The organism is Nitrospirota bacterium (assembly GCA_016180645.1).
In the GTDB taxonomy this organism is placed as follows: Bacteria; JACPQY01; JACPQY01; order JACPQY01; family JACPQY01; genus JACPAV01.
Window position 1 is genome coordinate 76,626 of the sequence record JACPAV010000007.1, and the last position, 26,834, is coordinate 103,459.

The 26,834-nt window shown below is 59.5% G+C and carries 23 protein-coding genes and 1 pseudogene; 17 read left to right on the forward strand and 7 right to left on the reverse strand.

Annotated elements, in window-relative coordinates; genetic code table 11:
* Positions 1-82 precede the first annotated feature (82 nt).
* The 11 genes and pseudogenes from dnaK (at position 83) to HYT87_06130 (ending at position 12,469) form a co-directional block, all read left to right on the forward strand.
* Positions 83-1,987, forward strand: coding sequence for a molecular chaperone DnaK (dnaK, locus tag HYT87_06080; protein MBI2059325.1), 1,905 nt, complete (start codon positions 83-85; stop codon positions 1,985-1,987).
* A gap of 84 nt (positions 1,988-2,071) precedes the next feature.
* Entirely contained in the window at positions 2,072-3,022 is a 951-nt protein-coding gene (locus HYT87_06085) for a J domain-containing protein (protein MBI2059326.1), read from the forward strand.
* A 201-nt stretch (positions 3,023-3,223) separates the two neighbouring features.
* Entirely contained in the window at positions 3,224-4,066 is an 843-nt protein-coding gene (locus HYT87_06090) for a zinc metalloprotease HtpX (GenBank protein ID MBI2059327.1), read from the forward strand.
* Positions 4,067-4,247: 181 nt separating this feature from the next.
* On the forward strand, positions 4,248-5,546 hold the full coding sequence (locus HYT87_06095) for a hypothetical protein (GenBank protein ID MBI2059328.1): 1,299 nt from the start codon (positions 4,248-4,250) through the stop codon (positions 5,544-5,546).
* Positions 5,547-5,858: 312 nt separating this feature from the next.
* Complete coding sequence (locus HYT87_06100) at positions 5,859-6,101, forward strand: hypothetical protein (protein ID MBI2059329.1); 243 nt, start codon at positions 5,859-5,861, stop codon at positions 6,099-6,101.
* Between the two features lie 449 nt (positions 6,102-6,550).
* On the forward strand, positions 6,551-7,036 hold the full coding sequence (locus tag HYT87_06105; GenBank protein MBI2059330.1) for a hypothetical protein: 486 nt from the start codon (positions 6,551-6,553) through the stop codon (positions 7,034-7,036).
* A 137-nt stretch (positions 7,037-7,173) separates the two neighbouring features.
* Positions 7,174-8,133: pseudogene (locus HYT87_06110) on the forward strand (XamI family restriction endonuclease).
* A gap of 5 nt (positions 8,134-8,138) precedes the next feature.
* Positions 8,139-9,734 (forward strand): SAM-dependent DNA methyltransferase, encoded by a 1,596-nt coding sequence (locus HYT87_06115; GenBank protein MBI2059331.1) that lies wholly within the window; start codon positions 8,139-8,141, stop codon positions 9,732-9,734.
* An 850-nt stretch (positions 9,735-10,584) separates the two neighbouring features.
* Entirely contained in the window at positions 10,585-11,208 is a 624-nt protein-coding gene (locus tag HYT87_06120; protein MBI2059332.1) for a hypothetical protein, read from the forward strand.
* A 116-nt stretch (positions 11,209-11,324) separates the two neighbouring features.
* Positions 11,325-11,885 carry a hypothetical protein gene (locus HYT87_06125; GenBank protein MBI2059333.1) on the forward strand — a complete coding sequence of 187 codons (561 nt, stop codon included), beginning with the start codon at positions 11,325-11,327 and terminating at the stop codon, positions 11,883-11,885.
* Between the two features lie 236 nt (positions 11,886-12,121).
* Positions 12,122-12,469 carry an abortive infection family protein gene (locus HYT87_06130; GenBank protein MBI2059334.1) on the forward strand — a complete coding sequence of 116 codons (348 nt, stop codon included), beginning with the start codon at positions 12,122-12,124 and terminating at the stop codon, positions 12,467-12,469.
* Between the two features lie 162 nt (positions 12,470-12,631).
* Here HYT87_06130 and HYT87_06135 read toward each other — a convergent pair whose 3' ends face one another.
* The 5 genes from HYT87_06135 to HYT87_06155 all read right to left on the reverse strand — a co-directional run bounded on the left by HYT87_06135 (position 12,632) and on the right by HYT87_06155 (position 17,604).
* Entirely contained in the window at positions 12,632-13,603 is a 972-nt protein-coding gene (locus HYT87_06135; protein ID MBI2059335.1) for an ABC transporter ATP-binding protein, read from the reverse strand.
* A complete protein-coding gene (locus HYT87_06140; GenBank protein MBI2059336.1) occupies positions 13,596-14,627 on the reverse strand; it encodes an ABC transporter ATP-binding protein in 1,032 nt (343 codons plus the stop codon). Before HYT87_06140 ends, HYT87_06135 begins: the two co-directional genes overlap by 8 nt.
* A 105-nt stretch (positions 14,628-14,732) precedes the next feature.
* Positions 14,733-16,871, reverse strand: coding sequence for a transglycosylase SLT domain-containing protein (locus HYT87_06145; protein MBI2059337.1), 2,139 nt, complete (start codon positions 16,869-16,871; stop codon positions 14,733-14,735).
* A gap of 67 nt (positions 16,872-16,938) precedes the next feature.
* Positions 16,939-17,154, reverse strand: coding sequence for a biotin/lipoyl-binding carrier protein (locus HYT87_06150; GenBank protein ID MBI2059338.1), 216 nt, complete (start codon positions 17,152-17,154; stop codon positions 16,939-16,941).
* Between the two features lie 36 nt (positions 17,155-17,190).
* Positions 17,191-17,604, reverse strand: coding sequence for a CoA-binding protein (locus HYT87_06155; GenBank protein MBI2059339.1), 414 nt, complete (start codon positions 17,602-17,604; stop codon positions 17,191-17,193).
* 148 nt (positions 17,605-17,752) lie between these two features.
* On the opposite strand from HYT87_06155, the gene recA reads away from it, so the two are divergent.
* The 6 genes from recA (at position 17,753) to HYT87_06185 (ending at position 26,089) form a co-directional block, all read left to right on the forward strand.
* A complete protein-coding gene (recA, locus tag HYT87_06160) occupies positions 17,753-18,904 on the forward strand; it encodes a recombinase RecA (GenBank protein MBI2059340.1) in 1,152 nt (383 codons plus the stop codon).
* A 93-nt stretch (positions 18,905-18,997) separates the two neighbouring features.
* Positions 18,998-19,960: a DNA adenine methylase gene (locus HYT87_06165; GenBank protein ID MBI2059341.1), complete on the forward strand. Its 963-nt coding sequence runs from the start codon at positions 18,998-19,000 to the stop codon at positions 19,958-19,960.
* Complete coding sequence (locus HYT87_06170; protein ID MBI2059342.1) at positions 19,944-21,071, forward strand: restriction endonuclease, SacI family; 1,128 nt, start codon at positions 19,944-19,946, stop codon at positions 21,069-21,071. Before HYT87_06165 ends, HYT87_06170 begins: the two co-directional genes overlap by 17 nt.
* Before the next feature lie 117 nt (positions 21,072-21,188).
* Positions 21,189-22,340, forward strand: a complete 1,152-nt coding sequence (locus tag HYT87_06175; protein MBI2059343.1) for a type IV pilus twitching motility protein PilT — start codon at positions 21,189-21,191, stop codon at positions 22,338-22,340.
* Positions 22,341-22,391: 51 nt separating this feature from the next.
* Positions 22,392-25,070 (forward strand): alanine--tRNA ligase, encoded by a 2,679-nt coding sequence (alaS, locus tag HYT87_06180; GenBank protein ID MBI2059344.1) that lies wholly within the window; start codon positions 22,392-22,394, stop codon positions 25,068-25,070.
* Positions 25,067-26,089: an aminomethyl transferase family protein gene (locus HYT87_06185; GenBank protein ID MBI2059345.1), complete on the forward strand. Its 1,023-nt coding sequence runs from the start codon at positions 25,067-25,069 to the stop codon at positions 26,087-26,089. The genes alaS and HYT87_06185 overlap by 4 nt, the downstream gene beginning before the upstream one ends.
* 124 nt (positions 26,090-26,213) lie before the next feature.
* Here the strand turns inward: HYT87_06185 and HYT87_06190 are convergent, their stop codons facing one another.
* Together HYT87_06190 and HYT87_06195 are read right to left on the reverse strand one after the other, a co-directional pair.
* A complete protein-coding gene (locus HYT87_06190; protein MBI2059346.1) occupies positions 26,214-26,456 on the reverse strand; it encodes a DUF2442 domain-containing protein in 243 nt (80 codons plus the stop codon).
* Entirely contained in the window at positions 26,437-26,673 is a 237-nt protein-coding gene (locus HYT87_06195) for a DUF4160 domain-containing protein (GenBank protein ID MBI2059347.1), read from the reverse strand. Before HYT87_06195 ends, HYT87_06190 begins: the two co-directional genes overlap by 20 nt.
* Between the last annotated feature and the right edge of the window lie 161 nt (positions 26,674-26,834).

Below are 26,834 nucleotides of genomic sequence, written 5' to 3' on the forward strand. Positions count from 1 at the left end.
ACCTCCTATCAATACAATCTTGAATTTCCCATGGCATCGGAATTGCCCATCTATACCCGACATCGAATGAAGGAGGTTTGAAATGGCGCAGGCACAAGCGAAAATTATCGGCATCGATTTGGGCACCACCAACAGCGTGGTGGCCATCATGGAGGGCGGCGAACCCCTGGTGATTGCCAACGAAGAGGGAAGCCGGCTGACTCCCTCCGTTGTCGGATTCGGCAAAGACGGAGAAGTCATGGTGGGCCAGATCGCCAAGCGCCAGTCCGTGACCAATCCCGAGAATACCGTCTACTCGATCAAACGCTTCATGGGTCGGCGATACGAGGAAGTCAATGAAGAGATGAAGATGGTTCCGTATCGCGTGCTCAAGGAAGGGGACATCGTGAAAGTGGACGTCAGCGGCAAGAAATACTCGCCGCCGGAAATCTCGGCGCACGTTCTGATGAAGCTCAAGCGGGCGGCGGAGAACCATCTCGGCCATCCGGTGACCGATGCCGTTGTCACCGTCCCCGCTTATTTCAACGATGCGCAGCGAAAGGCGACGCAGGACGCGGGCAAGATCGCGGGACTGAATGTGCGCCGGATCATCAACGAGCCGACGGCCGCTGCGCTGGCCTATGGCCTGGACAAGAAGAAGGATCAACTCATTGCGGTGTACGATTTCGGCGGCGGCACGTTCGACATCTCGATCCTCGAAGTGGGCGACAACGTGGTGGAAGTGAAGGCCACCAACGGCGATACCCACCTGGGTGGCGACAACATCGACCAGCGGATCATTGAGTGGCAAATCGCGGAGTTCAAGAAAGAATCCGGGATCGACCTTTCAAAGGATCGCATGGCGCTCCAGCGGCTGCGCGAAGCCGCCGAGAAGGCCAAGATCGAGCTCTCCAGCGTCAAGGAAACGGAAATCAATCTCCCCTTCGTCACGGCGGACGCGAACGGGCCGAAACATCTCTTCTTGAAACTGACGAGGGCCAAGCTTGAAAGCCTCGTCGGCGACCTCGTCGAGCGAAGCCTCGGCCCCCTCAAGCAGGCGCTCAAGGATGCCGGCGTGAAACCGTCCGACGTTCACGAGGTCGTCATGGTGGGCGGCCAGACCCGCATGCCGAAAATCCAGGAGGTGGTGAAGGAGTTCTTCGGGCGCGAACCTCACAAGGGCGTGAACCCGGATGAAGTCGTGGCCGTGGGCGCGGCGGTTCAGGGCGGCGTTCTCCGCGGCGAGGTGAAGGATATCCTCCTGCTGGACGTGACTCCGCTCTCGCTCGGTGTCGAAACGCTCGGCGGCGTGATGACCACGCTGATCCAACGGAACACGACCATCCCGACGCGAAAGAGCGAAGTCTTCACCACGGCGGCCGACAGCCAGACGTCCGTTGAGGTCCACGTCCTCCAGGGCGAACGCCCGATGGCGAAGGACAACCGGACGCTCGGCCGGTTCCATCTCGTGGGCCTGCCTCCCGCACCCCGCGGCGTTCCGCAAGTGGAGGTGACGTTCGACATCGATGCCAATGGCGTCATCAACGCCTCCGCCATCGACAAGGCCACGGGCAAGGAGCAAAAAATCACCATCACGTCATCGAGCGGTCTCAGCGAAAAGGATGTGGAGAAGATGGTGAAGGAGGCGGAATCGTTCCGCGAAGAGGACGCCCAGCGGCGCGAGGTGGTGGATGCGCGGAATCAGCTCGATTCCCTCGTCTACTCCACCGAGAAGCTCCTGAACGACAACAAGGACAAGATTCCCGAAAAGGAAGCCAAGGCTATCGAGGAGGCCCTCAAGGAAGCAAGGGAAGCGTCGACCGGCGAAGACTTGAAAGCGGTCAAGAAGGCCACGGAGCAACTGACTCAGGCCACACACAAGCTCTCCGAAGTCCTGTACAAGCAGGCGTCCGGCCCCACCGGCGCGCCGGAGGCGGAAAAAGGCAACGGCGCCGGCAAGGCCGAGGAGGCGGAGGTCGTGGACGCGGAAGTCGAGGATTCGAAGTAGGGGCGAGGCATGCCTCGCCCGAGCCAAGGCGGCGGCTAGTGCGGTCGTCTTTACACGGGCCGCCTCCGTCTCTACATTAGGAGCATGGGCAAGGACTACTACAAGACCCTGGGCGTCTCGCACAACGCGTCGACGGACGATCTGAAGAAAGCCTACAAGCGGCTGGCGAAGAAGTATCACCCCGACTTGAATCCGGGCGATAGATCGGCCGAATCGAAGTTCAAGGACATCAGTGAGGCGTACGCCGTTCTGGGGAACGCGGAGAAACGCCGCCAGTACGATCACGTCGGCCCGTCCGGCTTTCATTTCGATCCGCGCGAGTACCGGACAACGGGGGGCGGCGTTCAATTCGATCTCGGCGGGTTCGATCTCGGCGACTTGTTCGACGGTATCTTCGGCGGGCGCGGCGGGCGGGGTCGCGGCGGCAGCGCGGATCCCCGTGACGGATCCTTCCGCCGTCCGCGGAGCGGAGCGGAGTGGGGCGGGTTTGGTCAGCAACAGATGCCGCACGGCGGCGATCTGGAATATACGCTGGAGCTTGAATTCGATCAGGCCATCGAAGGCTACACCGCGGGCATCAACGTGAACGGTGAGATCATCAAGGTCAAGATCCCTGCAGGAGTGGACAACGGGTCCAGGGTCCGGGTTCGTCAAAAGGGAGCCGTCAGCCCGTTCGGCGGGCCTCGGGGCGATCTCTATATCCGGGTGCTGGTCCGCCCTCACCCCCTGTTCGAGCGAAAAGGAAAAGATTTGCACGTGGAATTGCCCGTGACGTTTCCGGAGGCTGCCCTGGGCGCCACGGTGGAGGTGCCTTCATTGCACGACCGGACGAAAATCAAGATTCCGCCCGGCACGTCGAGCGGCAAGGTCTTCCGGATCTCCGGGAAGGGCGTGCGGGTGACCAATGGTGACGGTCCGGGCGACCTGTATGTCAAAGTGAAAATCGTGGTTCCGAAGGATCTGAAAGGCCGGGCGAAAGACCTCGTGGAGCAGCTCGGAGAGGAGCTTTCCGAAAATCCCAGATCGAGTTTCTAAGTGCGTCTAACAGAATGCGTAGGGGAGGGTCTTCAGACCCTCCCGACAAGAGGGAGCATCTGAAGATGCTCCCCTACGAATCGGCATTCTGTTAGAGGTCTGTTAGAGGCTCTAAGAATGATAATCTGGTGCAGAGCCTTCAGGCTCTGCCAGTAAAGTGCGCAAGGACTCTTGCGAGCATAGTTGGATGGAGGTGATGACATGAACAATCTTCGAACCGTTTTCCTGCTCGGAACACTCACCGCGCTCCTGCTCTTCGCGGGCGGCATGATGGGTGGTCAGCAAGGACTCACCATGGCCCTCTTCATGGCGGGCCTAATGAACTTCATCGCGTACTTCTGGTCTCACAAGATCGTCCTGGCCATGTATGGGGCAAAGGAAGTGTCGGAAGCCGAAGCGCCCGATCTGCACCGAATCGTCAACGAGCTCGCGATGCGCGCGGGAATTCCGAAACCGCGCGTGTTCATCATGCCGTCCGAGGCCCCCAACGCGTTCGCCACGGGACGCAATCCTCAGCACGGCGTCGTCGCGGTCACCCAAGGCACCCTCAAGCTCCTCAGCCGGAACGAACTCGAAGGGGTTCTGGCCCATGAAATGGGACACATCAAGAACCGCGACATCCTTATTGCGACGATGGCGGCCACGATTGCGGGCGCTATCGGTTACCTCGCGCACATGGCGCAGTTCGCGGCCATCTTCGGCGGCGGGCGGAGCGACGACGACGATCGAGGCGGAGCCGGTTCACTGATCTTCATGGCCATTCTCATTCCAATCATCGCGATGCTGATTCAGATGGCCGTTTCGCGCTCGCGCGAATACGTGGCGGACGAAACGGGAGCGCGCCTGGCCGGAAATCCCTTCGGATTGGCCGATGCCCTTCAGAAATTGCAGGCCTACTCTCAGAGAATCCCGATGGGCGCGAATCCCGGCACGGCGCACCTGTTCATTGTGAGCCCCCTGAGCGGCCGGGGCGTCATCCAACTCCTCAGCACCCACCCGCCCATCGAAGAACGCATCGCCCGCCTCCGCTCGATGACGTTCTGAAAGTACCGAATTGTCACACAGAGGCTAAACCTCGACAGTTACTATCGAGGTTTAGTGCGTCTAACAGAATGCGTAAGGGAGGGTCTTCAGACCCTCCCGACTAGAGGGAGCATCTGAAGATGCTCCCCTACGAATCGGCATTCTGTAATGGGCCCTTAGCCTCGAAGTCTTGGAGGTGAAGATGCTGCGGCTTGGAGTCACTTCGCTGAGTGTCCTGCTTCTGTTCTCCTGCGATCAATCCAAACCGAAGCAGTCGTACCCCACTCCCATCGAGCACGTTATTTTCATCAGCAAGGAGAATCGGACGTTCGACACATATTTCGGGGCCTATTCGTCTCCCTCCGGTGATCACGTGGAAGGAACCACAAAAGGAAAGCTGGGATCCACCGTAATCGACCTTCCGAGAGGGCAGGACGTCGGGCCCTACGTCATGCACGAGCACTCGAACGCCCTTCTTTCATGGAACGGCGGCGCGATGGATGGGTTCTACCTGACTCCCCGTTTGTACGGACCCCCCACCCAAGAGGAGAAATTGGAATCCTACGTGCAGTACCTGAGGGACGATATCCCGAACTATTGGGCGCTCGCCGACCGCTTCGCGCTGGCCGATCATTACTTTACGTCCGTCATGACCTCGACCTTCCCGAATCGGCTCCATTCCGTGGCCGCGCAGGCGGCCGGGATGTATCAACTGCCGATCTCCAAGCCGTGGAGTTGCCAAATCAAATACGCCGCCGCGCCGGTCTTTAAGGAAGACTGCTCCACAGACATGGTTGTCCCCTGTTTCGACATCCCGACCATTTTCGACCTCGTGGAGGCGAAGGGGCTGACCTGGAAGATGTACATTTCGCCCAGGGATGGAGGCGGCAATTTCAATGCGCTCTACTCCATCCGCCGCTACTATGAAAAAGTTCAATCGGACCCCGCCTATGCCGACAAGTTCTTTCCACCTGTCAGCCAATTGGCGGAAGACGCGAGGCGGGACCGGCTGCCCAACGTGGCCTTCGTGATCTACCCGATGGAACTCAGCGAGCACGCTCCGGAAGGACCGGTCTGTTGCGGCGAAGAGGCCACCACAAGAGACATCTGGGCCCTCATGGAGAGCCCGGCGTGGAAACGGAGCCTCATCATCCTGACGTGGAACGACTACGGCGGCTACCACGACCACGTGCCGCCGCCCGAGCCGCACGCGTGCCCTTCGGGCGAGGGGCACTACGAGCCCGGCTTCAGAGTGCCCGCAATCTTTGTTTCCCCATACGTCAGGCGAGGGTCGGTCGTTTCAACGGTGCTTCAACACGGATCGGTCCTGCGTGGAATCGAGGACATCTTCTCGCTCGGAATGACGCTCCACGACCTGGACCCGCGGGCCAACGATCACACGATGAATTCCATCGCCGAAGTTCTGAATTTCGCCTCCCCCGATTTCACCGTCCCCCCTCGCACCGCCCGCTCCTGCCCAAACGCCTGCCTCGCAGATTAGGGATTGCGAGAAAACAAAGTTCACATGTTGGGCCGGCATCCGGCCTTCCCAGCCGCCTGGGCGGAGCGGGCAGCCGCCCCCTACGAAGGATCTCCTATCTTGGTAGGGGAGCAGCTTTAGCTGCTCCCTTTTCTCTTGGGAGGACCCAAAGGTCCTCCCCTACGCGATCGGCCTTGGCCGCGCTCTTCGCGCGATTGAGCAGCTAGTTTCCTCGCAATCCCCTAGCTGCATTTGGCCACGCCCCGCCTGCGCCGGACGACCTACACCGATCCGCATTGACCCTTCCCGGCAGTGGGTGATAAAGTGGGGGCTGTGGGAAAGTCGCTTTCGGCCGGGCGTGATGCCGGCCGCACTCTCGGCCTTCCTGGCGGACAGGATGTCAGCGATGGTGGGGAGAGTGCGTTATCGAATCGATATCTAAAGCACGCGGAGCAACTGCATGCGAACTTCTATGAAGATTTCTTGAAAGTCCGGGAGCTCCGGCTACAGGCCGAAGACCTCAAGACGCTCGTACTGAAACTCCGATCCCTTTTGAATCAGAACGGCGCCCGTTAGCTCCCTTCAACGAAAAACATCCGAACCGATAGGACCCTGAAATGTCGGCAACGACGCATCAGAGGCCAACGCGACGGAAGCCAATTGACACGGAATCAGCCACCGGTAGAATTCGACGCATGGCTCCCATGACGATTCATTTCGCGGCGCAAAGGCCGAACCACTGTTCTACTCGCCGTCCCCGAAGCCTGGCGAAGGGGGTCGCCCCCGGAGCGAAGCGAATGGGGTCGTTTGTCAGGCATGGACACCGCAACGGGGGCAAAACGGGGAATCAAATCGAAAATATCGGCTGAGATCGCTGACATGATAGTAGGCATCCGGCCTGCCCGCGCCCTTGGCAGGCGGGCAAAACCGCCCGAACACAATCCCGATACAAGAATATCAGGGCAAAATGCCAAGCTAATCAATGGTTAGGTTGTTCAATGACACCTAGGAAACGTCTTCGTCGAGTGGCAATTCTTTGCTGCCATTGCCTCCGCAATCTGGCGTTTTACAGGGCCGGTTGGAGAGGAAGGACGCCTATCTTTGGGGGGCAGTTCTGGAGAAGTGTGAACGGAAACTTCCTAGACGTTTGTGTGTTGGAGTGGTGCAAGCTGTTTGGAGATGAACGCGGGAAACACTATTGGAGGAAAGTCATTTCCCACCCAGACGCATTCTTCCAAGAGTTGTTAGGCGAAATCGGCGTAGCCGAGTCCAAACTCGACGAACACATCAAAGAAATGCGGACATACAGGGATAAATTTGTGGCTCATCTCGACGATGAAGAGGTAATGCAGATTCCAACTCTCACAATCACATTGAAGAGTGTGTCATGCCTTTATGACTATCTGCTCGCCAATGAAGGTGAGCCGGAGTTTTTTTCTGACGCCATAAAATATGCATCAACCTTCTATAGACGATTTCTTGTAGAAGGCGAAAAGGCATACAAAGCATGAAAGAGCAACATGACCACGCGTTCAACTCGACCTCGGCGACGCTGCGCACCCCCTCGGCTGGCTAGCTCGAAGGTGAGGCGCCCGAGGAGGGTGACCGTGACACGGGAATACCCAGCGCTCATGAACGACTGGATCTCATGAAGATTCGACGGATCAACGCTGACAAGCCGCACCTCTGGAAGGCCGACATCGCGGCCTCCGTTGACCAATTCAACCAGTGGTTCATGCGCTTCGCGCCCGAGGCGTTCCGATCCACGCGGGTGGAGACGACCGAGCACGTCAAAGCGGCGCTTGTGGCAACCCAGAACCTGCGCGCCCTGAACGCTGCCACGTTGAAGGCCAACCCGGGCGCACTCCCGACTCTCCGCATGTGCACCGCCCCGCCGCTCGCCGTGGACCGCCTGATCGGCTTGGCCGACGCGAGCAAGAATCTCGTCGGCCGGATGGAGAAGGGTAAGCTGCCGACCAAGATTCAGGCTGCGGACCTTGACGCGGAGTTGACCAAGCTCTGCCGCATTCTGTCGCGGCTCTTGGACCGGGACATATTTCCCTGGCTCGACAACCGGACGGCCCCGACCGACCATGAGCGCGACCGGGCCTCAACGATCGTTGCCGATCGGCTGTGCAGCGCGGTGGCGAACCCGATCGTCCGCAACGCTCAGGAGCAACGACAACTCGCATTGATCGGCGACCATCTCGACGGCCGGGGCTATCGCAAGCAAGCCCACCCGCCGGGCAAGCCGCTCACGCAGATGGAACCCGGCACGTATGCCTTCCGCATGAATCTGGCCGTCGGAAAGGCTCTCAAAGTCAACATCCCGGTCGACGTCGTGATCTAGCCCAAGAGTCTCCGCAAAGACCGGCTGCCAATTCTGATCGAAGCCAAATCCGCGGGTGATTTCACGAACACCAACAAGCGCCGCAAGGAGGAGGCAACCAAGATCCACCAGTTGCAGGCAGCCTACGGCGCGACCGTGGTGTTCGTGCTCTTCCTCTGTGGATACTTTGGCAGCGACTATCTGGGCTACGAAGCTGCCGAGGGGATCGACTGGGTGTGGGAGCACCGAATCGAGGACCTCGCGAAGCTGGGGCTGTAACACCAATGATCACGCCACGCGAGAACCCGATTGAAGCTCGACGACAGGCCATTCAGGCGGCGCTCGACGCAAGGAAGTCGGCCGCCGAGAGGAACCGCCTCGGTCAATTCGCGACTCCCAACGCCCTCGCGATCGAGATTGCCCGCTACGTTCGGTCCATTGCGGGCCGCCGTCTCCACGCGGTCCATTTCGCCGACCCCTCCGTCGGCACGGGCAGCTTCTACAGCGCCGTGCTCGCCGTTTTCGGCTCCGAGCAAATCGAGAACGCCGTCGGCGTCGAACTCGACCCCGGCTTCTGCGATGCCGCCCGCGACCTGTGGGCGGAAGCGGGCCTTGATGTGATGCAGGGCGACTTTACCCGCATTGTCGCAAGTGCCGGTTGCCCGGTCGCACCTAACCTGATCCTCGCCAACCCGCCCTACGTCCGGCATCATCACTTGGAGCGCAAGGACAAGGAACGCCTGCAAGCCCTCACGCACCGGATGGCGGGTGTCGAGGTCAATGGCCTCGCGGGTCTATACGTTTACTTCCTTCTTCTCGCCACGGCGTGGATGGAGGAAGGCGGCTATGCCGCGTGGCTTATCCCCTCCGAGTTCATGGACGTCAACTACGGCGCGGTGGTCAAGCGCTTCCTGACGGACCGCGTGGAGCTTCTCCGCGTTCATCGTTTTGACGCCGAAGATGTGCAGTTCGGCGACGCCTTGGTCTCATCCGTCGTCTTGGTGTTCCACAAGGCGCCACCGCCACGCGATCATGCCGTGGAGTTTACCTTCGGTGGCACGATCGCTGAGCCGCATGCCCGCGAATCCGTCACGCTGGACCGGCTGCGCGACTCACGCAAGTGGACCGCGTACCCCGAGCACGATCGGAATGACCGTCGCTCGTCCACGAACGGCGAAGGGCCAACGCTTGGTGACTTGTTTCGAATCCAGCGCGGTATCGCCACCGGTAACAACAAGTTCTTCGTCCTTGACCGGTCCGACGCGGCCAAACGCGGCCTACCGAAGAAGTTTCTACGCCCGATCCTCCCCAGCCCGCGCCACCTCAAGGCGACGATCATCGATGCCGGCGAAGATGGCTACCCGCTGATTGACCCACAGTTCTGCGTTGTCGACTGCGAGCTGCCGGAGCATGTTGTTGCGGCCAAGTACCCGGCCCTTTGGGCATACCTGCAAACCGCCGAGGCGCTGGGGATCAAAGATGGCTATCTCGTCGGTAAGCGTTCGCCGTGGTACAGGCAGGAGCAACGGTTGCCTGCACCCTTCCTTTGCACCTACATGGGTCGGGGCGCCGAAGAAAAGCAACCATTTCGCTTCATCTGGAACCGCTCGGCTGCCATCGGGACAAACCTCTACCTCATGCTGTATCCACAGCGCACCCTCGCTGCGAAACTGCGGGCACAACCAGAGTGCGGCGCAGCGATCCACGATCTCTTGCGATGTGTCACCGGGCACGAGCTGCGCGGAGAGGGACGTGTCTACGGCGGTGGGCTCAACAAGATAGAGCCGAGTGAGTTGGGCCGCATTTCGGCGGCACCGTTCATCGCGCGTTGGCCAGAGCTGAAGTCCGCTGTGCAGCGCCAGGTAGGGCTCTTCGGGTGACTCGCAGCAGAATCGGAGTGGGCACCCCCGGGGTGCCTAGCAACCGGTTGCGCGGATGGTCCGCTGCGCGGCCCGCCGGGTAGAGGAACCTCAGAGAGTCAATTGACACGGAATCAGCCTCCGGTAGAATCCGACGCATGGCTCCCATGACGATTCATTTCGTCGTCCCCGGAGCGAAGCGAATGGGGCGCTTGTCAGGCATGGACACCGCAACGGGGGCAATACGGGAATCAAATCGAAAATATCGGTCGAGATCGCTGACATGATAATAGGCATCCGGCCTGCCCGCGCCCTTGGCAGGCGGGCAAAACTGCCCGAAAGCAGTCCCGATATCGCCTTGTCAGGGCAAAATGGCAAGTTAATCAATGGTTAGGGGGCGAGACATACTCTATGGATTACGTTGCCTTCCATAACAAGCAAGGCCGGCCTGTCGCATGGATTGGCGATAACCAGGACTACCCGTCAATCTTTCTGTTCAACGGTAAGCCTGTTGCGTGGATAGCCGATGACTGCGTCTATAGCTATTCCGGAAAGTACTTGGGTTGGCTCCAGGACGGATGGATACGGGACAGAAACGGTCACGCCGTGTTCTACACCGGCGAGGCTTCTGACGGTCCTGCCAAACCTGCTAGACAGGCTCGACCTGCTCGCGGGGCTCGTGGTGCGCGACCCGCGCGTGGCGCGCCCGAGGCTCGACCAGCAAGACCTGCGCGCTCAACATCTTGGTCACCACTCAGCGATGAGTCGTTCTTTGAGCAATAGCGGCGCGCCCCCTAACAATTCATTCAAGCCGACGCCGCTTCGTGCCGCGGCTGATGCCGGACCTTTCCCCTGAAAGACGCAAAGCGCCATGTCGTTCTATAAGGCCAGCGACACGAGCAATTTCGTAATCTCCTTTACACGTGACCCGAAAGGAGATTTCAGCGCGTTCGCGAAGGGCTACACACGCGCGGCAAATCGTTTGGCGGCGGCACTGCTCGGGGGTCCGAGGTTCCCTGACTATGAAGCGTACCCCGTTGTTTTCTTGTATAGGCACGCGCTCGAACTGTCGCTAAAGCACATTATCTACGGTGGAGCCGAACTCGCAGCGTACCGGTGCATGGATGAAATAAACGAACAGTTGCAGATCAACCATAACCTTGCTGAGCTTTCGCGGGTAGCCGGCAAGGTGCTTTCGCTCCTCTTTCCGAATGACGAGATGCTCAACCGTGTCAATGCAACTGTGGCAGCGATTTGCGCCGACTGGTCCAAGATAGACCCCGGCTCCTTTGCGTACCGATATCCCATAGTCACGAAGGGCCTACCCACTACAGAACGAAATCAAACTGTGAGCCTGCGCGCGCTCTCAACCCATATGGCAGCTGTCCTGGAAGATCTCGACACTGTTCAGTTTGGTCTTGATATGGAAACTTACAAGGCGCAGGAACTGTACGGAATTCTTGAGCAGTTCGTTCCATCCGGCCGTGCACATTGACAGCTTGTAGGCCAACAACGCACTTCAGCCGACGTCGCGCTCGCTGCGCTCGCGCACCGCGGCTGAGCGCGGGCATTGGGCGGACATGAACAACACCAACTGGGATTGAGGCGGCTGTGATCCAACTCTACCAAGCCGGCGGCGCGGGCGACTTCGCCATCCTCCAAGATGCCTGGACTCATGAACAGTGTCGACTTCTCTTCGAGAACGCGGGGCGTCTTCTTAATGAACGCGTGCACTCGCGAGCCGCCGAGCTCCTACGAGCCGTACCGTTTCGAGTCGCTGATGCAACGAACCATTTCAATGATGAGTTCTCGCTACTGCACGCTGTCGTACCGCTTGCGGAATATGAGCAGCTTCGCCGTGGGCAGGACGACCCGGTTAATCGGCAGGCGGTACGACAGATCGCCGCCGTATTGTCCGAACTCGGAACGCCGATCCGGTTCATAGCAATCGAACTAGCCTTGGAAGCGCCAGTGCATCCGGCCACGCGGGCCGGTGGCGGTCTGAAGCAATCGGAGGTCAACAAGCTCGTATCGAGGTACATCGGCGTCTCGGGGGGCTACCTGGGTGATTTCTCGTATCGAAGCCACCATGAGTTCTACATCGAGCTGGATCTCGATATTGACCCCTACAACTACGATGGGACCACCCGCGAACGATTCACCAGGTTCTGAGCGAGAGCTCGCCCGTGGTACAGGCCAAGATCCTCGAAGGCGTCTTGGCTCGCTTCCCAGTTAGCAGCTCCGAATTTCGTACATCGGACAGGGCTGCGGAGATTCGACGCTGGATCGCGCGTCTCCGCTCTGGCCCCGAGGTCGAACAGCCGACCCTGCGGATCACCAGCGAGGTGGTGGAACGCGCTTTGTTGGATGCCCAACAGCTCGTTCGCGCCACCGGAGCTACTAGTGGGGTGGATAGGCTCCACACCGCGCTTCACGGCTATCTCCGCGTAGTCTGCGGTGACGCGAATATCAAGGTCGACGGTGATGCGTCGCTGACCGACCTCTTCAAGCAGCTACGGGAGAGACATCCAGCCTTTCGCGATCTTGGCCCCCGGAGCGGCGACATCCTTCGAGTTCTCAGGGCGCTGGGGAGCATTCTTGACACACTGAATCCCTTACGAAACAAGGCCAGCCTCGCGCACCCAAATCCAGTGCTCCTTCCCGGGCCCGAGGCGATGCTGGCCATCAACGCGGCCCTCTCAATCCTGCACTACGTTGATGAAAAGGTGCACCGTAATGCAACTGGAAGCAGCTAGCTCTTGGTGCCACGGTCTTGGTGCCTGGCATGACTTATTGACTTATTTGAACGCGTGAGACCGTCCCTCGTGCTGGTGGGCAGATTAAAGCCAAGCATCAATGCAGTCTTGACCATGTAGTCCGGCTACGGCCGGAGTTGACCTGGTTTCGGGGACGCTGCTCTACACCATGTGGCAGGCGGCCCAGTGGCTCGGGCGGACCTCGCGCCAGGCGGGCATCTCGCGGGAACATATCTCCTTCTTGATCGGACAACGCGGTTCAAAGGGGCAGCCCTTCGGTAGGTTGTAGGGACTGGGCACGTCGCCCTTGATCGGCTCCGCGCCGTCGTGAAGACTCAGCGTCAGCCCCGGAACGGAATTGAGAAGCGCCTGCGTGTAGGGATGCTGGGGATTGTTGTAGAGCTCCATTGAGGGCGCCAGCTCGATCATGAAACCGAGATACATCACGGCCACGCGATGGCTGACGTACGTGACCACGCGCAAATCGTGTGAGATGAAGAGGTACGAAAGTTTCAGCTTCTCTTGGAGCTCGATGAACAGGTTGATGATCTGGGCTTGAATGGAAAGATCGAGTGCCGAGACCGGTTCGTCCGCGATGACGAGCCGGGGCGACACCGAGAGCGCCCTCGCGATGCACACGCGCTGCCGTTGACCGCCGCTCATCTCGTGCGGGTAGGCCCTGAGCAGGGCCTCCGAGAGGCCCGCCATTCGCATGAGCTCGACCGTCCGCTCCCGGACCTCTTTCCCCTTGGCGAGATGGTGAACCTTTATTCCTTCCGAAATGGTCCCCTCAACATTGATACGGGGGTTGAGCGATGCGAAGGGATCCTGGAAGATGACCTGCACGCTCCGGCGGTAGGCCTTGAGGTCATGGGCCGACATGTGGATGCTCACCGGCTTGCCGTCGAATCGAATGGTTCCGCCATCGTGGGCGAGTAGAAGAAGAACGGTGCGGGCGAGGGTTGTCTTCCCGCAACCGCTTTCGCCGACGAGTCCGAGTGTCTCGCCGGGGAAGATTTCAAAGGTGACTCCGTTCAAGGCAAAAACCTTGCGCTTGGAGACGCTAAAGAACCCCTTCCTGGACTCGTACCCCTTGCGGAGTTCATCAATTTTCAGGAGGGCGGAATCACTCATAGAGGTAACACTTTACAACGCGTCCGTCGGCCTGCCGGACATCGTGCGGCTCCGATTGGCGGCAGATATCCATGACGCGTGAGCACCGGTCGGCGAATCGGCAGCGGTTCCCGCCTTCCCAACGCAACGGGACCGATCCGGGAATCGGATTGAGCTTCTTCTTGTGCCCGTCCTTGAAAATCTGCGGTTCTGAGGCCAGGAGTCCCATGGTGTAGGGGTGAAGGGGATTCGAAAAGATCTCCTGGACGTTGCCTTGCTCCACGATTTGTCCGAGGTACATCACGGCAAGCCGATCGCAGGTTTCCTCGACTATGCCCATGTTGTGCGTGATGAGCAGCATGGCCATGCCCGTCTCTTTCTGGAGCCGGTTCAGGAGCTGGAGAATCTGCGCCTGTATTGTCACATCGAGCGCCGTGGTAGGTTCGTCGGCGATCAGGAGCTTGGGATTGAGGGCGAGCGCCATTGCAATCATGGCCCTTTGTCGCATTCCCCCGGATAGCTGGTGCGGATATTCGTCGAATCGATCATCCGGTGCCGGGATGCCGACTTTCTTGAGAAGCTCGATGCCCATCTTCCGCGCTTCGCGCTTGGAAATCGATTGATGGGCCAGGATGCCTTCGGCGATCTGGTAGCCGATGGTGAGGACGGGGTTCAGGGCGGTCATCGGCTCCTGGAAAATCATGGCGATTTCTTTGCCCCGAATGGTTCGAATCTCTCTCCGGCCGAACGACAGGAGGTCGCGCCCTTCAAAGTAGATCCCTTTCGCGCGCACTTCGGCGGGCGGTTCCTGAAGGAGGCGCAACGTCGAAAGGGCCGTAACCGTCTTGCCGCATCCGCTCTCGCCCACCAGGCCCAGCGTCTCGCCTTTGCGGAGGGTGAGGTTCAGATTGAAGACGGCGTTGTGGACGCCCCCGCCGGGCGATCGGAAGGAAATATGGAGGCCTCGGATTTCGAGAAGATCACCGGAAGCGCCCGGTGATGGGGTGGGGTGTTGGCTCGGATCAGGAGCGATCGCCAATGGCATCGGATTTCGAATGTCTTGCGCCAATAGAGGCCGAGCTTCGATAGCCGCTATCGAGGTTCGGCCTCGGAGACCAAGCAGGAGATGAGAACATTTGTGTCGATTGCCCTAGTCATAGGATACGACGGGCGGCTCATCCTTGTACAGCCACGAATAGACTTGGTAAGAGGAGAGCACTTTCTTCACGTAGTCGTGCGTCTCCCGATAGGGAATGAACTCTGCAAATTCGGCGTCGTCCCGGTAGGTCCGTTCGGCCATCCATCGTTTGACGTTGCCCGGACCCGCATTGTACGCGGCCAGCGCCAGAATCACGCTCCCGTCGTATTGATCGAGCAAATCCTTGAAGTGCGTCACCCCGAGCTTCACGTTGAAGTACGGATCGAACAGGTCCTCCTTGTTCATGAACGTCATTCCGGTTTGATTCTGAACGATCCGGGCGGTGGAGGGAATGAGCTGCATGAGTCCGCGTGCGTTGGCGGAGGAGGTGATTTTCGGGTTGAACGTGCTCTCCTGGCGGATGAGGGCATAGAGCAGGTTGGGATCGACCTTCTCCTTTTCGGCCATGTAGGAGACGAACTGCCGGTACCCCCGCGGATACAGGAGCGGCCAAATTTCATCGCAGGGGAGCATGCTGGGCTGGAGCGGGACAGAGAATCGCCGCCGTCCGTCGCTGATCACTGTCGCGTACTGCTTGATGCCCACGAGTTCCTGATAGGCAAGGTAGACGGCGCTGGGATCGTTCTTGCTCTCTAAGAGGCCTTGAAGCTCCATGCGGGCCAGCTCTTCGAGGCCGATTCGGGCCATGCGGCTGGCGCGATCCAAATAGCGCGTAGCGGCGGGCGACTTGTTCAGGTAGCAGGAGTCCTCGGCGGAGGCGCCGCGCATCGCCGATCGGGCGAAGGAAGGTCGTTCCGGGCCCGACACCTTGGCGATCCGGGAGTCGCCCACGACCTGCTCGATGAGATACGCGTAGTAGCTGAGGGGATAGTTTTGCAGGACTTCCTGGTAAAAGTAGTGAGCCATGTTGCGGTCGCCCATCCATTCGGACAAGCGCCCGAGCCAGTAGACCGCCGCCGGGGCCTGCCACCAATTCTCTCCCGGCGTCTTGATTTGAAGCAGCAGCTCCCTCGCCGGGTAGTACTCGCCGCCGTTCAGTTGTTCGAGAGCGGCGCGCCAGCGGTATTCGGTTCTCCGGTTGCTCACGTCCGGATCCTGCGCCAGGCGGAGATACATCGGCCCAAGTTCATCCGAAGCATCGGGCCGCTTCTTGAGGCTCTGGACGAGCGCTTCCGCCGCGCGGGCCTTCAACTCGCCGGTGGCCGGATGCTCCAAGAGTTCGCGCAGAAGGCCGTGTGCCCGTTCATACCATTTTTTCTGGATGTAGGCGCGGGCCAGACCGAGTTGAGCCTCCGCTTCGAGGAAGTCGACCGAGACCAGCCTCTGGAACGCCTGAATCGCCGCGTCGGATTTTTCCTGGGCGAGATAGATCTGGCCGAGTTTCAGATCGAGGTACTTTTTCTGGCTGGGGTCCAGCCCGCCCCGCTGGTTGAGCGTGCGGATCTCAGAGAGGGCTTTCGAGTACTGTTCCTCCCGAACGAGCACGTCCACACGGGCGATCGAATCGCGAAGCGTCCACCGGGAACGGAATTCCTTGAGCAGCGGCTTGTTGCGCTGAACTTCCGACCACGCTTGGTCGGCCTCGGAGCGATGGGGGAATCCCCGATACAGGTCGAGAAAAATCGGCAGGGCGCTTTCATGGCCCGCGGAAAGGTGGATGCGAAAGAGCCGATAGAAATAGAGAGGCTTCTGCTCGTTGTCGTCCCCGAGGAGGCTGTGGTAGATCGGATCGGCTTGCTTGTAGTTTCCCGACTGATAATACGCGTTGGCCATGGCCGCGCGATGGGCGCGGGCCAGGGGAAAATCCGGGTATTCGTCCAGGAGTTCCTTGTAGGTTTCCACGGCCTCCTGCCATTGGCCGAGCCGTTCCCGCGAGCGCGCCGCGAGGTGGAGCGTGTAGTCCCGGAGCCAGTAGGACCGGTCTTCAAGCAGAAATTGAAGCGAGCGGAGGGTCTCCGAATAGCGGCCCCGTTTGTACGCCTGGTAGGCACGGACAAAAGTGAGGTCTTGATCGGGGAGCGTTCGCTCCCATCCGGGAATAGACCGGCTAGAGGAGTAGGCTGCTGCTCCAGTCCGTTGGAGCGGCGAGGCCAGAATCAGAACACCGGCCAGAACGGCCTCGATAGTCATCCACATCCGTAGTCAAGATAGTCTAGCAGGATGAGCCGGGTTTTTCAACTGGAAATGGGGGGGGGGCTTACTCGATGAGGGCGACGACCTGGCCCTCGATCACGTTCTGGGTTTCCTTGACCTTGATTTCCTTCAGCGTGCCGGAGGCGGGCGCCTCGATGGGAATTTCCATCTTCATGGATTCCAAAATGATGAGCACGTCGCCTTCAGAGACGGCGTCCCCGGTCTTCTTCTCGATCTTCCAGACGTTGCCCGTGATGTGGGCGGTGACTTCAGTTGCCATGATTGAGGGGCTAGTTAGCACACGGCCGGTGGGGGGTCAAACAGATTCTCTCATCAGGAACTTGTGCGAGGCCATGATGCAGGTGTCCATCACCACGATCAGACCGGCCTTCTCGGCCTTGGCCGCATCATGACGGATGCCGAGCTGCATCCAGACGATCTTGGCGCGTTTGGCGATCGCGTCGTCCACGGCCGATTCGACGGCTTCAGGCCGAAGAAACAGGTCTGCAATATCGACGGGCTCCGGGATGTCACGCAAACTGGCATAGCTGTCCGGCCAGACCGACCGGAGCTTCGGATTCGGACTTACGCCGAAGACCCGATACCCTTTCGATTTCAGATACTCGGCCGCCCTGAAGCTGTCCTTCGTCTTGTCCGTGGAAAGACCGACAATCGCAATCGTGCGGGCCTCCCTCAGTATTTTGATCAACTTCTCCGCCGGTTCGGGCATCGGCGAAGGATAGTCGCCCGGCAGCCTCTTGGCAAATATTGCAAGACTTGACGGCTCGGCCCTCCTGCTCCATAGTGACCCCGGGAAAAGGGACCTTCTCTACAGATGGTAGGCAACGAGTCCCGGGAACTCAGAAAAGGGGGAACGAATGGAAAAAGAGGATCGGAAGAGGGCTTTGGATCTCGCTCTGTCGCAGATCGAGAAAAACTTCGGCAAGGGCGCCGTCATGAAGCTCGGCACGGACGCCGGCAATCGAGACGTTTCCGTCGTTTCTTCGGGCGCGATTGGGCTCGATATCGCGCTGGGCGTGGGCGGCTATCCCCGCGGCCGCGTGGTCGAGATCTACGGGCCTGAATCATCCGGCAAGACCACCCTGGCTCTCCAAGCCATCGCGGAAACGCAGAAAGCCGGCGGCGTCGCGGCGTTTATCGACGCAGAGCACGCACTGGATGTCAACTACGCCAAGAAACTCAACGTCAGCACCGACGAACTTCTCCTGTCCCAGCCGGACAACGGCGAGCAGGCCCTTGAGATTGCCGACACGCTGATCCGGAGCGGCGCGGTGGAGATGGTTGTGATCGATTCGGTTGCGGCCCTCGTTCCCCGCAGCGAACTGGAAGGCGACATGGGCGACCCCCAGATGGGCGTGCAGGCCCGATTGATGTCGCAGGCGCTCCGGAAACTCACCGCCACCATTTCGCGCTCCAATTCGATCATCATTTTCATCAATCAGATCCGCATGAAGATCGGCGTCATGTTCGGGAATCCCGAAACGACCACCGGCGGCAACGCGCTCAAGTTCTACGCGTCGGTGCGTTTGGAAATCCGGCGCATTCAGTCGCTGAAAGACGGCGAGAATGTGATCGGAAACCGCGTGAAAGTGCGCGTCGTGAAGAACAAGATGGCCCCGCCGTTCCGCGAGGCGGAATTTGACATGATCTACGGCTTGGGGATTTCGCGCGAATCCGACGTTCTGGATCTGGCCACCAACTACAAGATCCTGGAGAAGACCGGGACGTGGTTCACCTACGGCAAGGAAAAGCTGGGCCAGGGACGGGAGAATGCCCGCGCCTATCTGGCCGAGCATCCGGAGATCGCCAAGGAATTGGAGAAGAAAATTCTCGCCCAGGCCGGCGTGAAGCGCGGCAACGGCGCGGAAACCCCGAAGACTGATCCCGTTGTGGTGGCTGCGGCCCAAGGCCCCCATGCCGGCGGGAAAGACGGACAGGCTGACAGACCTGCCGCCATTCCCCACCCCGCTCGTACCGACCGGGACTCGGTTCACGCGAAACACAAGTAGCCGCCATTCCCGCCGGGAAATGAGTGAATGAGCGTGTCCACGGGCGCTCAGCCGTACCGGATTAGAGCAAATGGCCGGCATCTCGGCCAGGCCATGGTGTCGGAAAACGTTTTCAACAACCGGCGCCTTGTGCCCCGCGCCAAGGAGCGGCGTGAAAAGATGATCGCCTTCGGCTACTACGGCGGCAAGTTTTCACACTTGGATTTCCTTCTCCCCCTCTTGCCCACCCATCTTACGCACTTCTGCGAACCCTTCGGAGGTTCAGCCGCCATCATCATCAATCGCCCTCCAGCACCGGTGGAAACGTACAACGACTTGGACTCAGAAGTGGTGAATTTTTTTCGCTGTCTTCGCGATCACGGCGCAGAACTTGTGAAGCTGATCGGCTTGACGCCGTTTTCTCGTGAGGAGCTTGTGAAGGCATGCACCCCGCAGCCTGGACTCGCTCCTCTGGAACGAGCACGGCGATTCTTCGTTCGCGCCCGACAGACCCGAACCGGCTTGGCCCAAACAAGCTCGGAAGGCAGATGGGCACATTGTGTACTGACCTCGCGGGCGGCGATGGCCGGCGCCGTCTCCCGCTGGCTGGGAAGCGTTGAGGGCCTCCCGGAAATAGTCCAGCGTTTCCAGCGGGTCCAAATCGAAAACGCGCCGGCGGTTGAAGTCATTCGACGCTTCGATTCTCCTGACACCCTGTTCTACTGCGATCCGCCATATCCGCACGAAGCAAGGGGCGATAGCAAGGCATACGGATTCGAAATGACGGACCGGGAGCACGCTGACCTTGCCGAGGCGTTGCGTTCATGCCGCGGGGCAGTGGCCGTGTCGGGATACGATTGTCCTTTGATGGAACGCCTCTATCGAGGATGGCGCCGAGTGGACGCGGATCTTCGTCTCTGCAATTCCTCAAAGGGTCAACGCAGGGAATCTGTGTGGATGAACTATGATCCGGCTCATTTCGCGGCACGGAGTGATGGAGGGCGTGTCGAGGAGACTTTGACCCTGCTTGAGCGATCCCGACCCTATGGAAGAAAGAGGCGTGGCAAAAAGAGCTAAACCGCCATTCACGCTCGATCACTCCAAGGCGCAATTGATCCTTGAAGACCATTGGAAGACAATCGGGCAGGAGGCAGCGGCGAACCCAAATCTCGCTTATCTGAGCGACCCCGCGCTCTTGGAGGCAATTCGATCTTCTCTGAATCACAAGCAGGTTGCGTACAGATTCTGCCTTCCCATCCAATTGCTCGGTAAGCTCGCGGATCCGGCTATCGACTGTCTTCGACTTCAGAGGAAGAAAGGGAGCAAACGCGATGTAGGAGGATGGGATGCGCGCAGTCTCGGAAGCAAGGTCGTCGCGCCCTTCAATCAACGACAAGAAGGCGTGTTGGGATCCTCCGCCGACCCCTATGTCGGCAACCCCATGCGAATTCCACGAATGCGCAGAGACGACCCGAGCAAGAAAGACATAGCCGGTTGGAACGTACTCGTTGGTGTCCTTGAAGAGGTAGAATCGAAAAATGATCCGGAGCTTACGGTCAAGGTCTTTCGGCAGGTTCTGCTGGAAGTGTTCAGATGCCAGCAGGCTTTGCGATTCGCTTTTCCCCTGCCTCCCCGAATCAGTCTCGAGGATACTCTGGTACTTGCGGATCAATTCCTTCGCGAGAAATCCGGTGGAGACCGGGCGTTGGCTCTTTGCGGCGCCCTTTTCGATACAATCGGACTTCATTTCGGCCTGTTCAAGTCCGTGAATCGTGCCCGCATCAACGCGAGCGATGAGGCCATCGGACAGGCTGCCGACTTGGAATGTATGGACGAGAACGGGAATGTTGCCTTGGCGGTCGAAGTCAAGGACAGGTTTCTTTCTTTGACGGATGTGGAAGGTACAATCCGAAAGTCTCGCCGCCGCGAGATAAGAGAGGTGTTTTTCGCCACCCCGTCCGTTTTACTTGCGGACCAGGACGCCGTGAAAGAACGGGTCCAAAAAACATTCGCGGCCGGTCAGAACCTCTACGTTTTCGACTTTTTCCAGCTCGCAAGGAGTGTGCTGGCTTTGGGCGGAGAAGCTGCCAGGATAACATTCATCAAGTGCGTCGGTGAGCACTTGAATCGCTGGAATACCCAGCCGGCGCACCGGCAGTCTTGGAAGAAGCTCTTGGATTCGGTGTAGCAACGGAGAATTTGGCCCGCCACCTCCTGCATGTTGGCAACAATCTTCATCAGGTCAGGCCTTTGCACGCCCTGATCGCGCGTGTACTCACACCTTTCCGCAGTGTAGAATGACGCCGTGATATTAGAGCCCTATCTCCGATTTGCGATTCAGGTGGGGGCTTCGGACCTCCACATCAAGGTCGGCAGCCAGCCCATTCTGCGCATCAACGGCAAGCTCGTGCCGGTGAAGAACGGCAAGCGGATGAACAACGAAGAATTGACCCGCGCTGCGTACGAGGTTCTCAATGATGAACAGAAGGTTCGGCTGGAGCGGCTGCATGAGGTCGATCTTGCGCTCAGCGTAGCCGGGCTGGGGCGGTTCCGGGCCAACGTCTTCCACCAGCGTGGCTCCATCGAGATGGCCCTCCGCGTGGTGCCGTTTGGCGTCGGCACGATCGAATCGCTGAACCTGCCCAAGGTCATCGAGAAACTGGCTGATGCCCAGCGGGGAATGATTCTCGTGACCGGAACGACGGGGAGCGGGAAATCCACCACGCTTGCCACGATGGTCGAACGGATCAATACGCGGCGAACCTGCCACATCGTCACCATCGAGGATCCCATCGAATTTCTGCTCAAGGACAACAAAAGCATCGTGACGCAACGGGAGATCGGACAGGACACCACCTCATTCGCGTCCGGACTCCGAAGCGCGCTTCGGCAGGATCCGGACGTCATCATGGTGGGCGAAATGCGCGATGTGGAAACGGTGGAGGTCGCCTTGCAGGCGGCCGAAACGGGACACTTGGTGTTGTCTACCGTCCACACGCTTGATGCGACCGAAACGATCAACCGCGTCATCTCCTTTTTTCCGTTGCACCAACATCAGCAGGTCAGATTTCAGTTGGCCGCCGTACTGAGGGGGATCGTTTCCCAGCGTCTCCTGCCGAAGACCGATGGGAAAGGGCGAATTCCGGCGGCAGAGGTGCTGGTGGTCAACGGCGCCGTGCGGGAATGCATCCTCAACCAGGATCGCACGAAGGAAATCCCACAGTTCCTGGCGAAGGGCTACTCGACCTATGGGATGCAGACCTTCGATCAATCCCTGATGCAGTTGTACTCCAAACAGCTCATCACCTATGAGGAAGCCCTGAGAAGCTGCACGAATCCCGACGACTTTGCCCTCCGCGTCAAAGGCGTCCACGTCACCGGCGAAGACCTCCAGTGGAAGGACTTCGAGCAGAAACAGGAAAAGGACTCCGAACCCGAATTCAACATCGATATCTGATCCATCCTGCCGGCGCTTGCCGGTTTTGGGCATACCGATACAATAGACTCCATGGCTCAACATTCGGCGCAGTCCGCCGAGAAAGTGCGGCAGGAGTTCATCGACTTCTTCACGAAGGACAAGGGGCACACGTATGCCCACAGCATCCCGCTCGTGCCGGCGGGCGATCCGACGCTCCTCTTCACCAACTCGGGCATGGTCCAGTTCAAGGGGATCTTCCTCGGAATGGAGCAGCGACCCTACACGCGCGCCGCCAACTCCCAACGCTGCCTCCGCGTGAGCGGGAAGCACAACGATCTGGAGGACGTCGGGAAGGACACCTACCACCACACTTTTTTCGAGATGCTCGGCAACTGGTCCTTCGGCGATTACTACAAGCCCGAGGCCATCGAATGGGCGTGGGAACTTCTGACGAAACGCTACGGAATCGATGGGTCCCGGCTCTGGGCGTCGGTGTACAAGAACGACCCGGAATCGAAAGGTCTCTGGCCGAGAATCGTGGGGATGCCTTCCGAACGGGTCTGGGAATTCGGCGAGAAGCATAATTTCTGGGAGATGGGGGAGACCGGCCCATGCGGTCCCTGCTCGGAAATCCACTATGACCGGGGCGAGAAGTATGGCTGTAGCAAGCCCTCATGCGGGCCGAACTGCGATTGCGGCCGATACATCGAACTGTGGAACCTTGTCTTCATCCAGTACAACCGGGAGGCGGATGGGAAACTGACGAACCTGCCCAAGACGCACGTGGACACAGGGATGGGGTTTGAACGGCTCGTGGCCGTACTTCAGGGGAAGGATTCCAACTACGACACGGATCTTTTCGCCCCGCTCCTCAGCGCCGTGGCGGATCGCACGGGATTGGAATACGGGCAGGATGGGCGGAACGACATGTCCTTCCGGGTGCTGGCCGACCACATCCGGGGCGTCACTTTCTTGATTGCGGACGGTGTCGTCCCCACCAACGAAGGTCGGGGGTATGTGCTCCGCCGAATCATGCGTCGCGCGATTCGTCACGGAAAGAAACTGGGACTGCACGAACCCTTCCTGTTCGAACTGTCCGGACGCGTCATCGATGCGATGCGACAGGTGTTCCCCGAAATTGTTCCTCAAGCGAGGCTGATCGCGGATGTCATCAAGAACGAAGAAGAACGGTTCATGGAGACGCTCGACATGGGACTCCAACTGGTGGGCGAGGAGGTTGAGCACCTCAAGTCGGCGGGTAAGACGATCCTTCCGGGAGACGTGGTCTTCAAGCTCTACGATACCTACGGATTTCCGGCGGATCTCACGCGGACGATCGCGGACGAAGAAGGACTCCACGTGGATGAGGACGGTTTCCACGCCGCCATGGAGAAGCAGCGCGAAATGGGCCAGAACGCCCGCAAGTCGAAGGAAGCGGGGGTGATTGCACCCGAGATTCTCGATCGAGTGAAGGCCCTCAAATCCACATTTTCCGGTTATGAACGGTTGGAGGACGATGGGCGCATCACGGCGCTTTTCAGCGGCTCGCGGGAAGTCCGCGAAGCGAGAGAAGGTGAGACGGTGGATCTCGTCGCCGATGCCACGCCCCTCTACCCCATGGGGGGGGGGCAGATCGGCGACCGAGGAAGAGTGTCGTGCGCCGCCGGAGAGGGCGAAGTCGTCGATACCGTGCCCATCGGAACGGGAGACAGCAGGGTAATTCTCCACAAAGTCAAAGTGCTCCGGGGTCGGCTGGCGGTGGGGGAGGACGTGAAGTTGAAAGTGGATGCAAGGCGGCGCGAGGCGACACGCCTAAACCACAGCGCCACACATCTTATGCACGCGGCGCTTCGCGAAGTGCTGGGGAAACACGTCCGGCAGTACGGCTCGCTCGTAGAACCGGAGAGACTCCGGTTCGACTTCACGCACTTCGCCCCGTTGACGCCCGTCGAGATCAAGAAGATCAACGGCCGCGTTCAGGAAGCCATTCGCGCGAACCTCAAGATCGAAACGCTGATCGCCGGAATGGACGAGGCCAAGAAAATGGGCGCGCTCATGTTCTTTGGGGACAAATACGGCGATTCGGTCCGAGTGCTCCGGATGGGGAATTTCAGCATCGAACTGTGCGGCGGTACGCATGTGTCGACCACCGGAGAAATCGGGATCTTCAAGCTCATCCAAGCCGGCGGCGTGGGGGCGGGAATCCGGAGAGTCCAGGCCGTCACGGGCGAAGGCGCGGTGCAAGAGTTGGATCGCATGGTGGAGTGGCTTGAACGGTCCGCGGGAACACTCCAGCTCCAGGATGCGTCACAACTTCCGCGAAGGATCGAGGAGCTTATTGAGGAAAATCGTAAGCTGAAATCGGAGTTGGAATCCGCCCGCAAGCGCGCCATGGCCGGCGAGGCCGAGGAGGTTGCCGGAAAGGCCGAAGTCGTCGCAGGCGTCAAGGCCGTCTACTATTGGTGCCCGGAAGAAAAGAGTGCGGGGGAGCTTCGCGTGATTACCGACCGAATCCGGAGCAACATCAAGTCCGGCGTGGTGTTCGCGGGAAGCATCACCGCAGGGACTGTCGCACCCATTGTCGTTGGAATCACGCCGGACCTCACCGGCCGATACCACGCTGGAACGATTCTGAAGCAGGTGGCTCCTGCCCTCGAGGGAAAAGGCGGAGGGAAGGCGGACTTCGCTCAAGGTATAGGCAGGCCAGAGTTAAGGGAAAAGGGAAGGGAAAGGTTCATATTCACGCTCAAGTCTTCGGAGGCCAAGTGAACCCACTCTCCCCTGAAGTTGAACGCCAATACCGTGCAGCCCGCTCCAATGCCGTGGTCTTCGAGTGGCCGCAGGCCGGGGTACTTCGCGTGACCGGACTCGACGCCCGCGATTTCCTGCACAACATCGTGACCAACGATGTGAAGTCGGTCCGCCCCGGCTCGGGCTGCTACTCGGCTTTTCTGACCAGCAAAGGCAAGGTCATTGGGGATTTCCTCCTGCTGGCGAAGGAGGAGGAGTTTATGATCGTCAGTTACTTCGCGCCGGCGGAAGCGCTGGCCGAGGCGATCGGGCGTTTTGTCATCTCAGAAGATGTGACGATTGAGAACGAAAGCCGCCAATATTCGATCATCTCCGCGCAGGGGCCGGAGGCCGAGCGATACCGGAGCGGCAAGGGCGATGGGGCGCCGGGCGCATTTCAGCACGCCAGTGAAAATATCGACGGCCTCGAAGTCTTGGCCTGCCACGTGGATCATTTCGGCGACGGGGGAGTGGATTTTCTGGTGAATCGGGAGGCGGCCCGGGGTCTCACGGAGAGTTTGAGAGCGAAGCTCACCGGTTCCGAGTCACTGGACGAGGATGCCCGTGAAGTCCTCCGGGTGGAGGCAGGATGGCCCCGGTACGGATTGGACATGGACGAGAGCAGTTTGCTTGTGGAGACCGGCCTTGAACAGTTTGCCGTCAGCTTCACGAAGGGTTGTTACGTGGGCCAGGAGTTCGTCACGCGAATCACGCAGCGCGGTCAGGCCGCGCGGCACCTTCGGGGCCTTGTCATTCAGAATCCCGATCTTCCCGATCGAGGAAGTTCAATTCTGCTGGCGCCGTCCGATCCCAAACCGATCGGTGAAGTGCGGAGCGTCGCTTTTTCACCGGCCATTAACAAACCGGCCGCGCTGGCCTACATCTCGACCCGACCCGAGGGCCTCAAGCACGTCTTCGTTCAGACCTCCGCGGGCACCGCGCCCGCCGAAATCATCGACCTCCCCTTCTACCACCCCGTCCACCGCCTGAACTCCTGAAGCCGGCTTCAGCTTGCCTCTTCCTGCCAGAGCGGGGATTGTAACTTCCCTCTTCTTGAAACGGAGAAGACCGGGAGTCCTGCGAGACAGCCGGGAGATTGGAAGGGAAGGGGGGGGTGGAGTCTCAGCCGCGCAGAAGTGCGGCAACGGACAGATCCTCGTCCAACGCCTCCCAGTGGATGCCCACACCGTTGCCGATCAGCCTCCACTCCTTCCGTTGGGAGGGAGTCGCGTCACGGAGTTTCGGAAACCATTCGAGTGGGACACTCACCTGACGGCCATCCAGCAGTCGGATGTGAATGAAGTCGGGATCGAAGGACACTCCCGAAGCCAGCGCCGTCGATGTATCAGATCTTAGAGTGCTCATTCCATTTATCCTTGAAGAGCTGTGCGTTCCCCGAAACCACCGTTCTCAAGCGGCCGATCTCGTAAGCCGGAAATCCGACCGACCGGGCAAGCGCCACGGGCTCCAGCCAAAACTTGGCATATTTCTCCCCTGCTTCCACGTGCACGTGAGGAGGCTCATGCCCTTCATTGCTGAAGAAAAAGAACCTGACCCCCTCGATCCTCGCAACCGTTGGCACCTCGGCATCGAAGCACGATTCTTCGCCATCTGCATTTGGATATTGTACTACGAACCACAGCCCGGAGGCAGCGGGCCCTTCGTTGGCGCCCATTAGTTCCTGATCTCCCGCCTGAATTCCAGGAGGGCGCGGATCGTAGGGGAGCCCTTTATCGGCTCCCG

Bases quoted from the DNA above. Each gene is read 5' to 3' on its own strand.
- dnaK (MBI2059325.1), top strand. From the start codon at position 83: ATGGCGCAGGCACAAGCGAAAATTATCGGCATCGATTTGGGCACCACC.
- HYT87_06085 (MBI2059326.1), top strand. From the start codon at position 2,072: ATGGGCAAGGACTACTACAAGACCCTGGGCGTCTCGCACAACGCGTCG.
- HYT87_06090 (MBI2059327.1), top strand. From the start codon at position 3,224: ATGAACAATCTTCGAACCGTTTTCCTGCTCGGAACACTCACCGCGCTC.
- HYT87_06095 (MBI2059328.1), top strand. From the start codon at position 4,248: ATGCTGCGGCTTGGAGTCACTTCGCTGAGTGTCCTGCTTCTGTTCTCC.
- HYT87_06115 (MBI2059331.1), top strand. From the start codon at position 8,139: ATGATCACGCCACGCGAGAACCCGATTGAAGCTCGACGACAGGCCATT.
- HYT87_06120 (MBI2059332.1), top strand. From the start codon at position 10,585: ATGTCGTTCTATAAGGCCAGCGACACGAGCAATTTCGTAATCTCCTTT.
- HYT87_06135 (MBI2059335.1), bottom strand. From the start codon at position 13,603: ATGAGTGATTCCGCCCTCCTGAAAATTGATGAACTCCGCAAGGGGTAC.
- HYT87_06140 (MBI2059336.1), bottom strand. From the start codon at position 14,627: ATGCCATTGGCGATCGCTCCTGATCCGAGCCAACACCCCACCCCATCA.
- HYT87_06145 (MBI2059337.1), bottom strand. From the start codon at position 16,871: ATGACTATCGAGGCCGTTCTGGCCGGTGTTCTGATTCTGGCCTCGCCG.
- HYT87_06150 (MBI2059338.1), bottom strand. From the start codon at position 17,154: ATGGCAACTGAAGTCACCGCCCACATCACGGGCAACGTCTGGAAGATC.
- HYT87_06155 (MBI2059339.1), bottom strand. From the start codon at position 17,604: ATGCCCGAACCGGCGGAGAAGTTGATCAAAATACTGAGGGAGGCCCGC.
- recA (MBI2059340.1), top strand. From the start codon at position 17,753: ATGGAAAAAGAGGATCGGAAGAGGGCTTTGGATCTCGCTCTGTCGCAG.
- HYT87_06165 (MBI2059341.1), top strand. From the start codon at position 18,998: ATGGTGTCGGAAAACGTTTTCAACAACCGGCGCCTTGTGCCCCGCGCC.
- alaS (MBI2059344.1), top strand. From the start codon at position 22,392: ATGGCTCAACATTCGGCGCAGTCCGCCGAGAAAGTGCGGCAGGAGTTC.
- HYT87_06190 (MBI2059346.1), bottom strand. From the start codon at position 26,456: ATGAGCACTCTAAGATCTGATACATCGACGGCGCTGGCTTCGGGAGTG.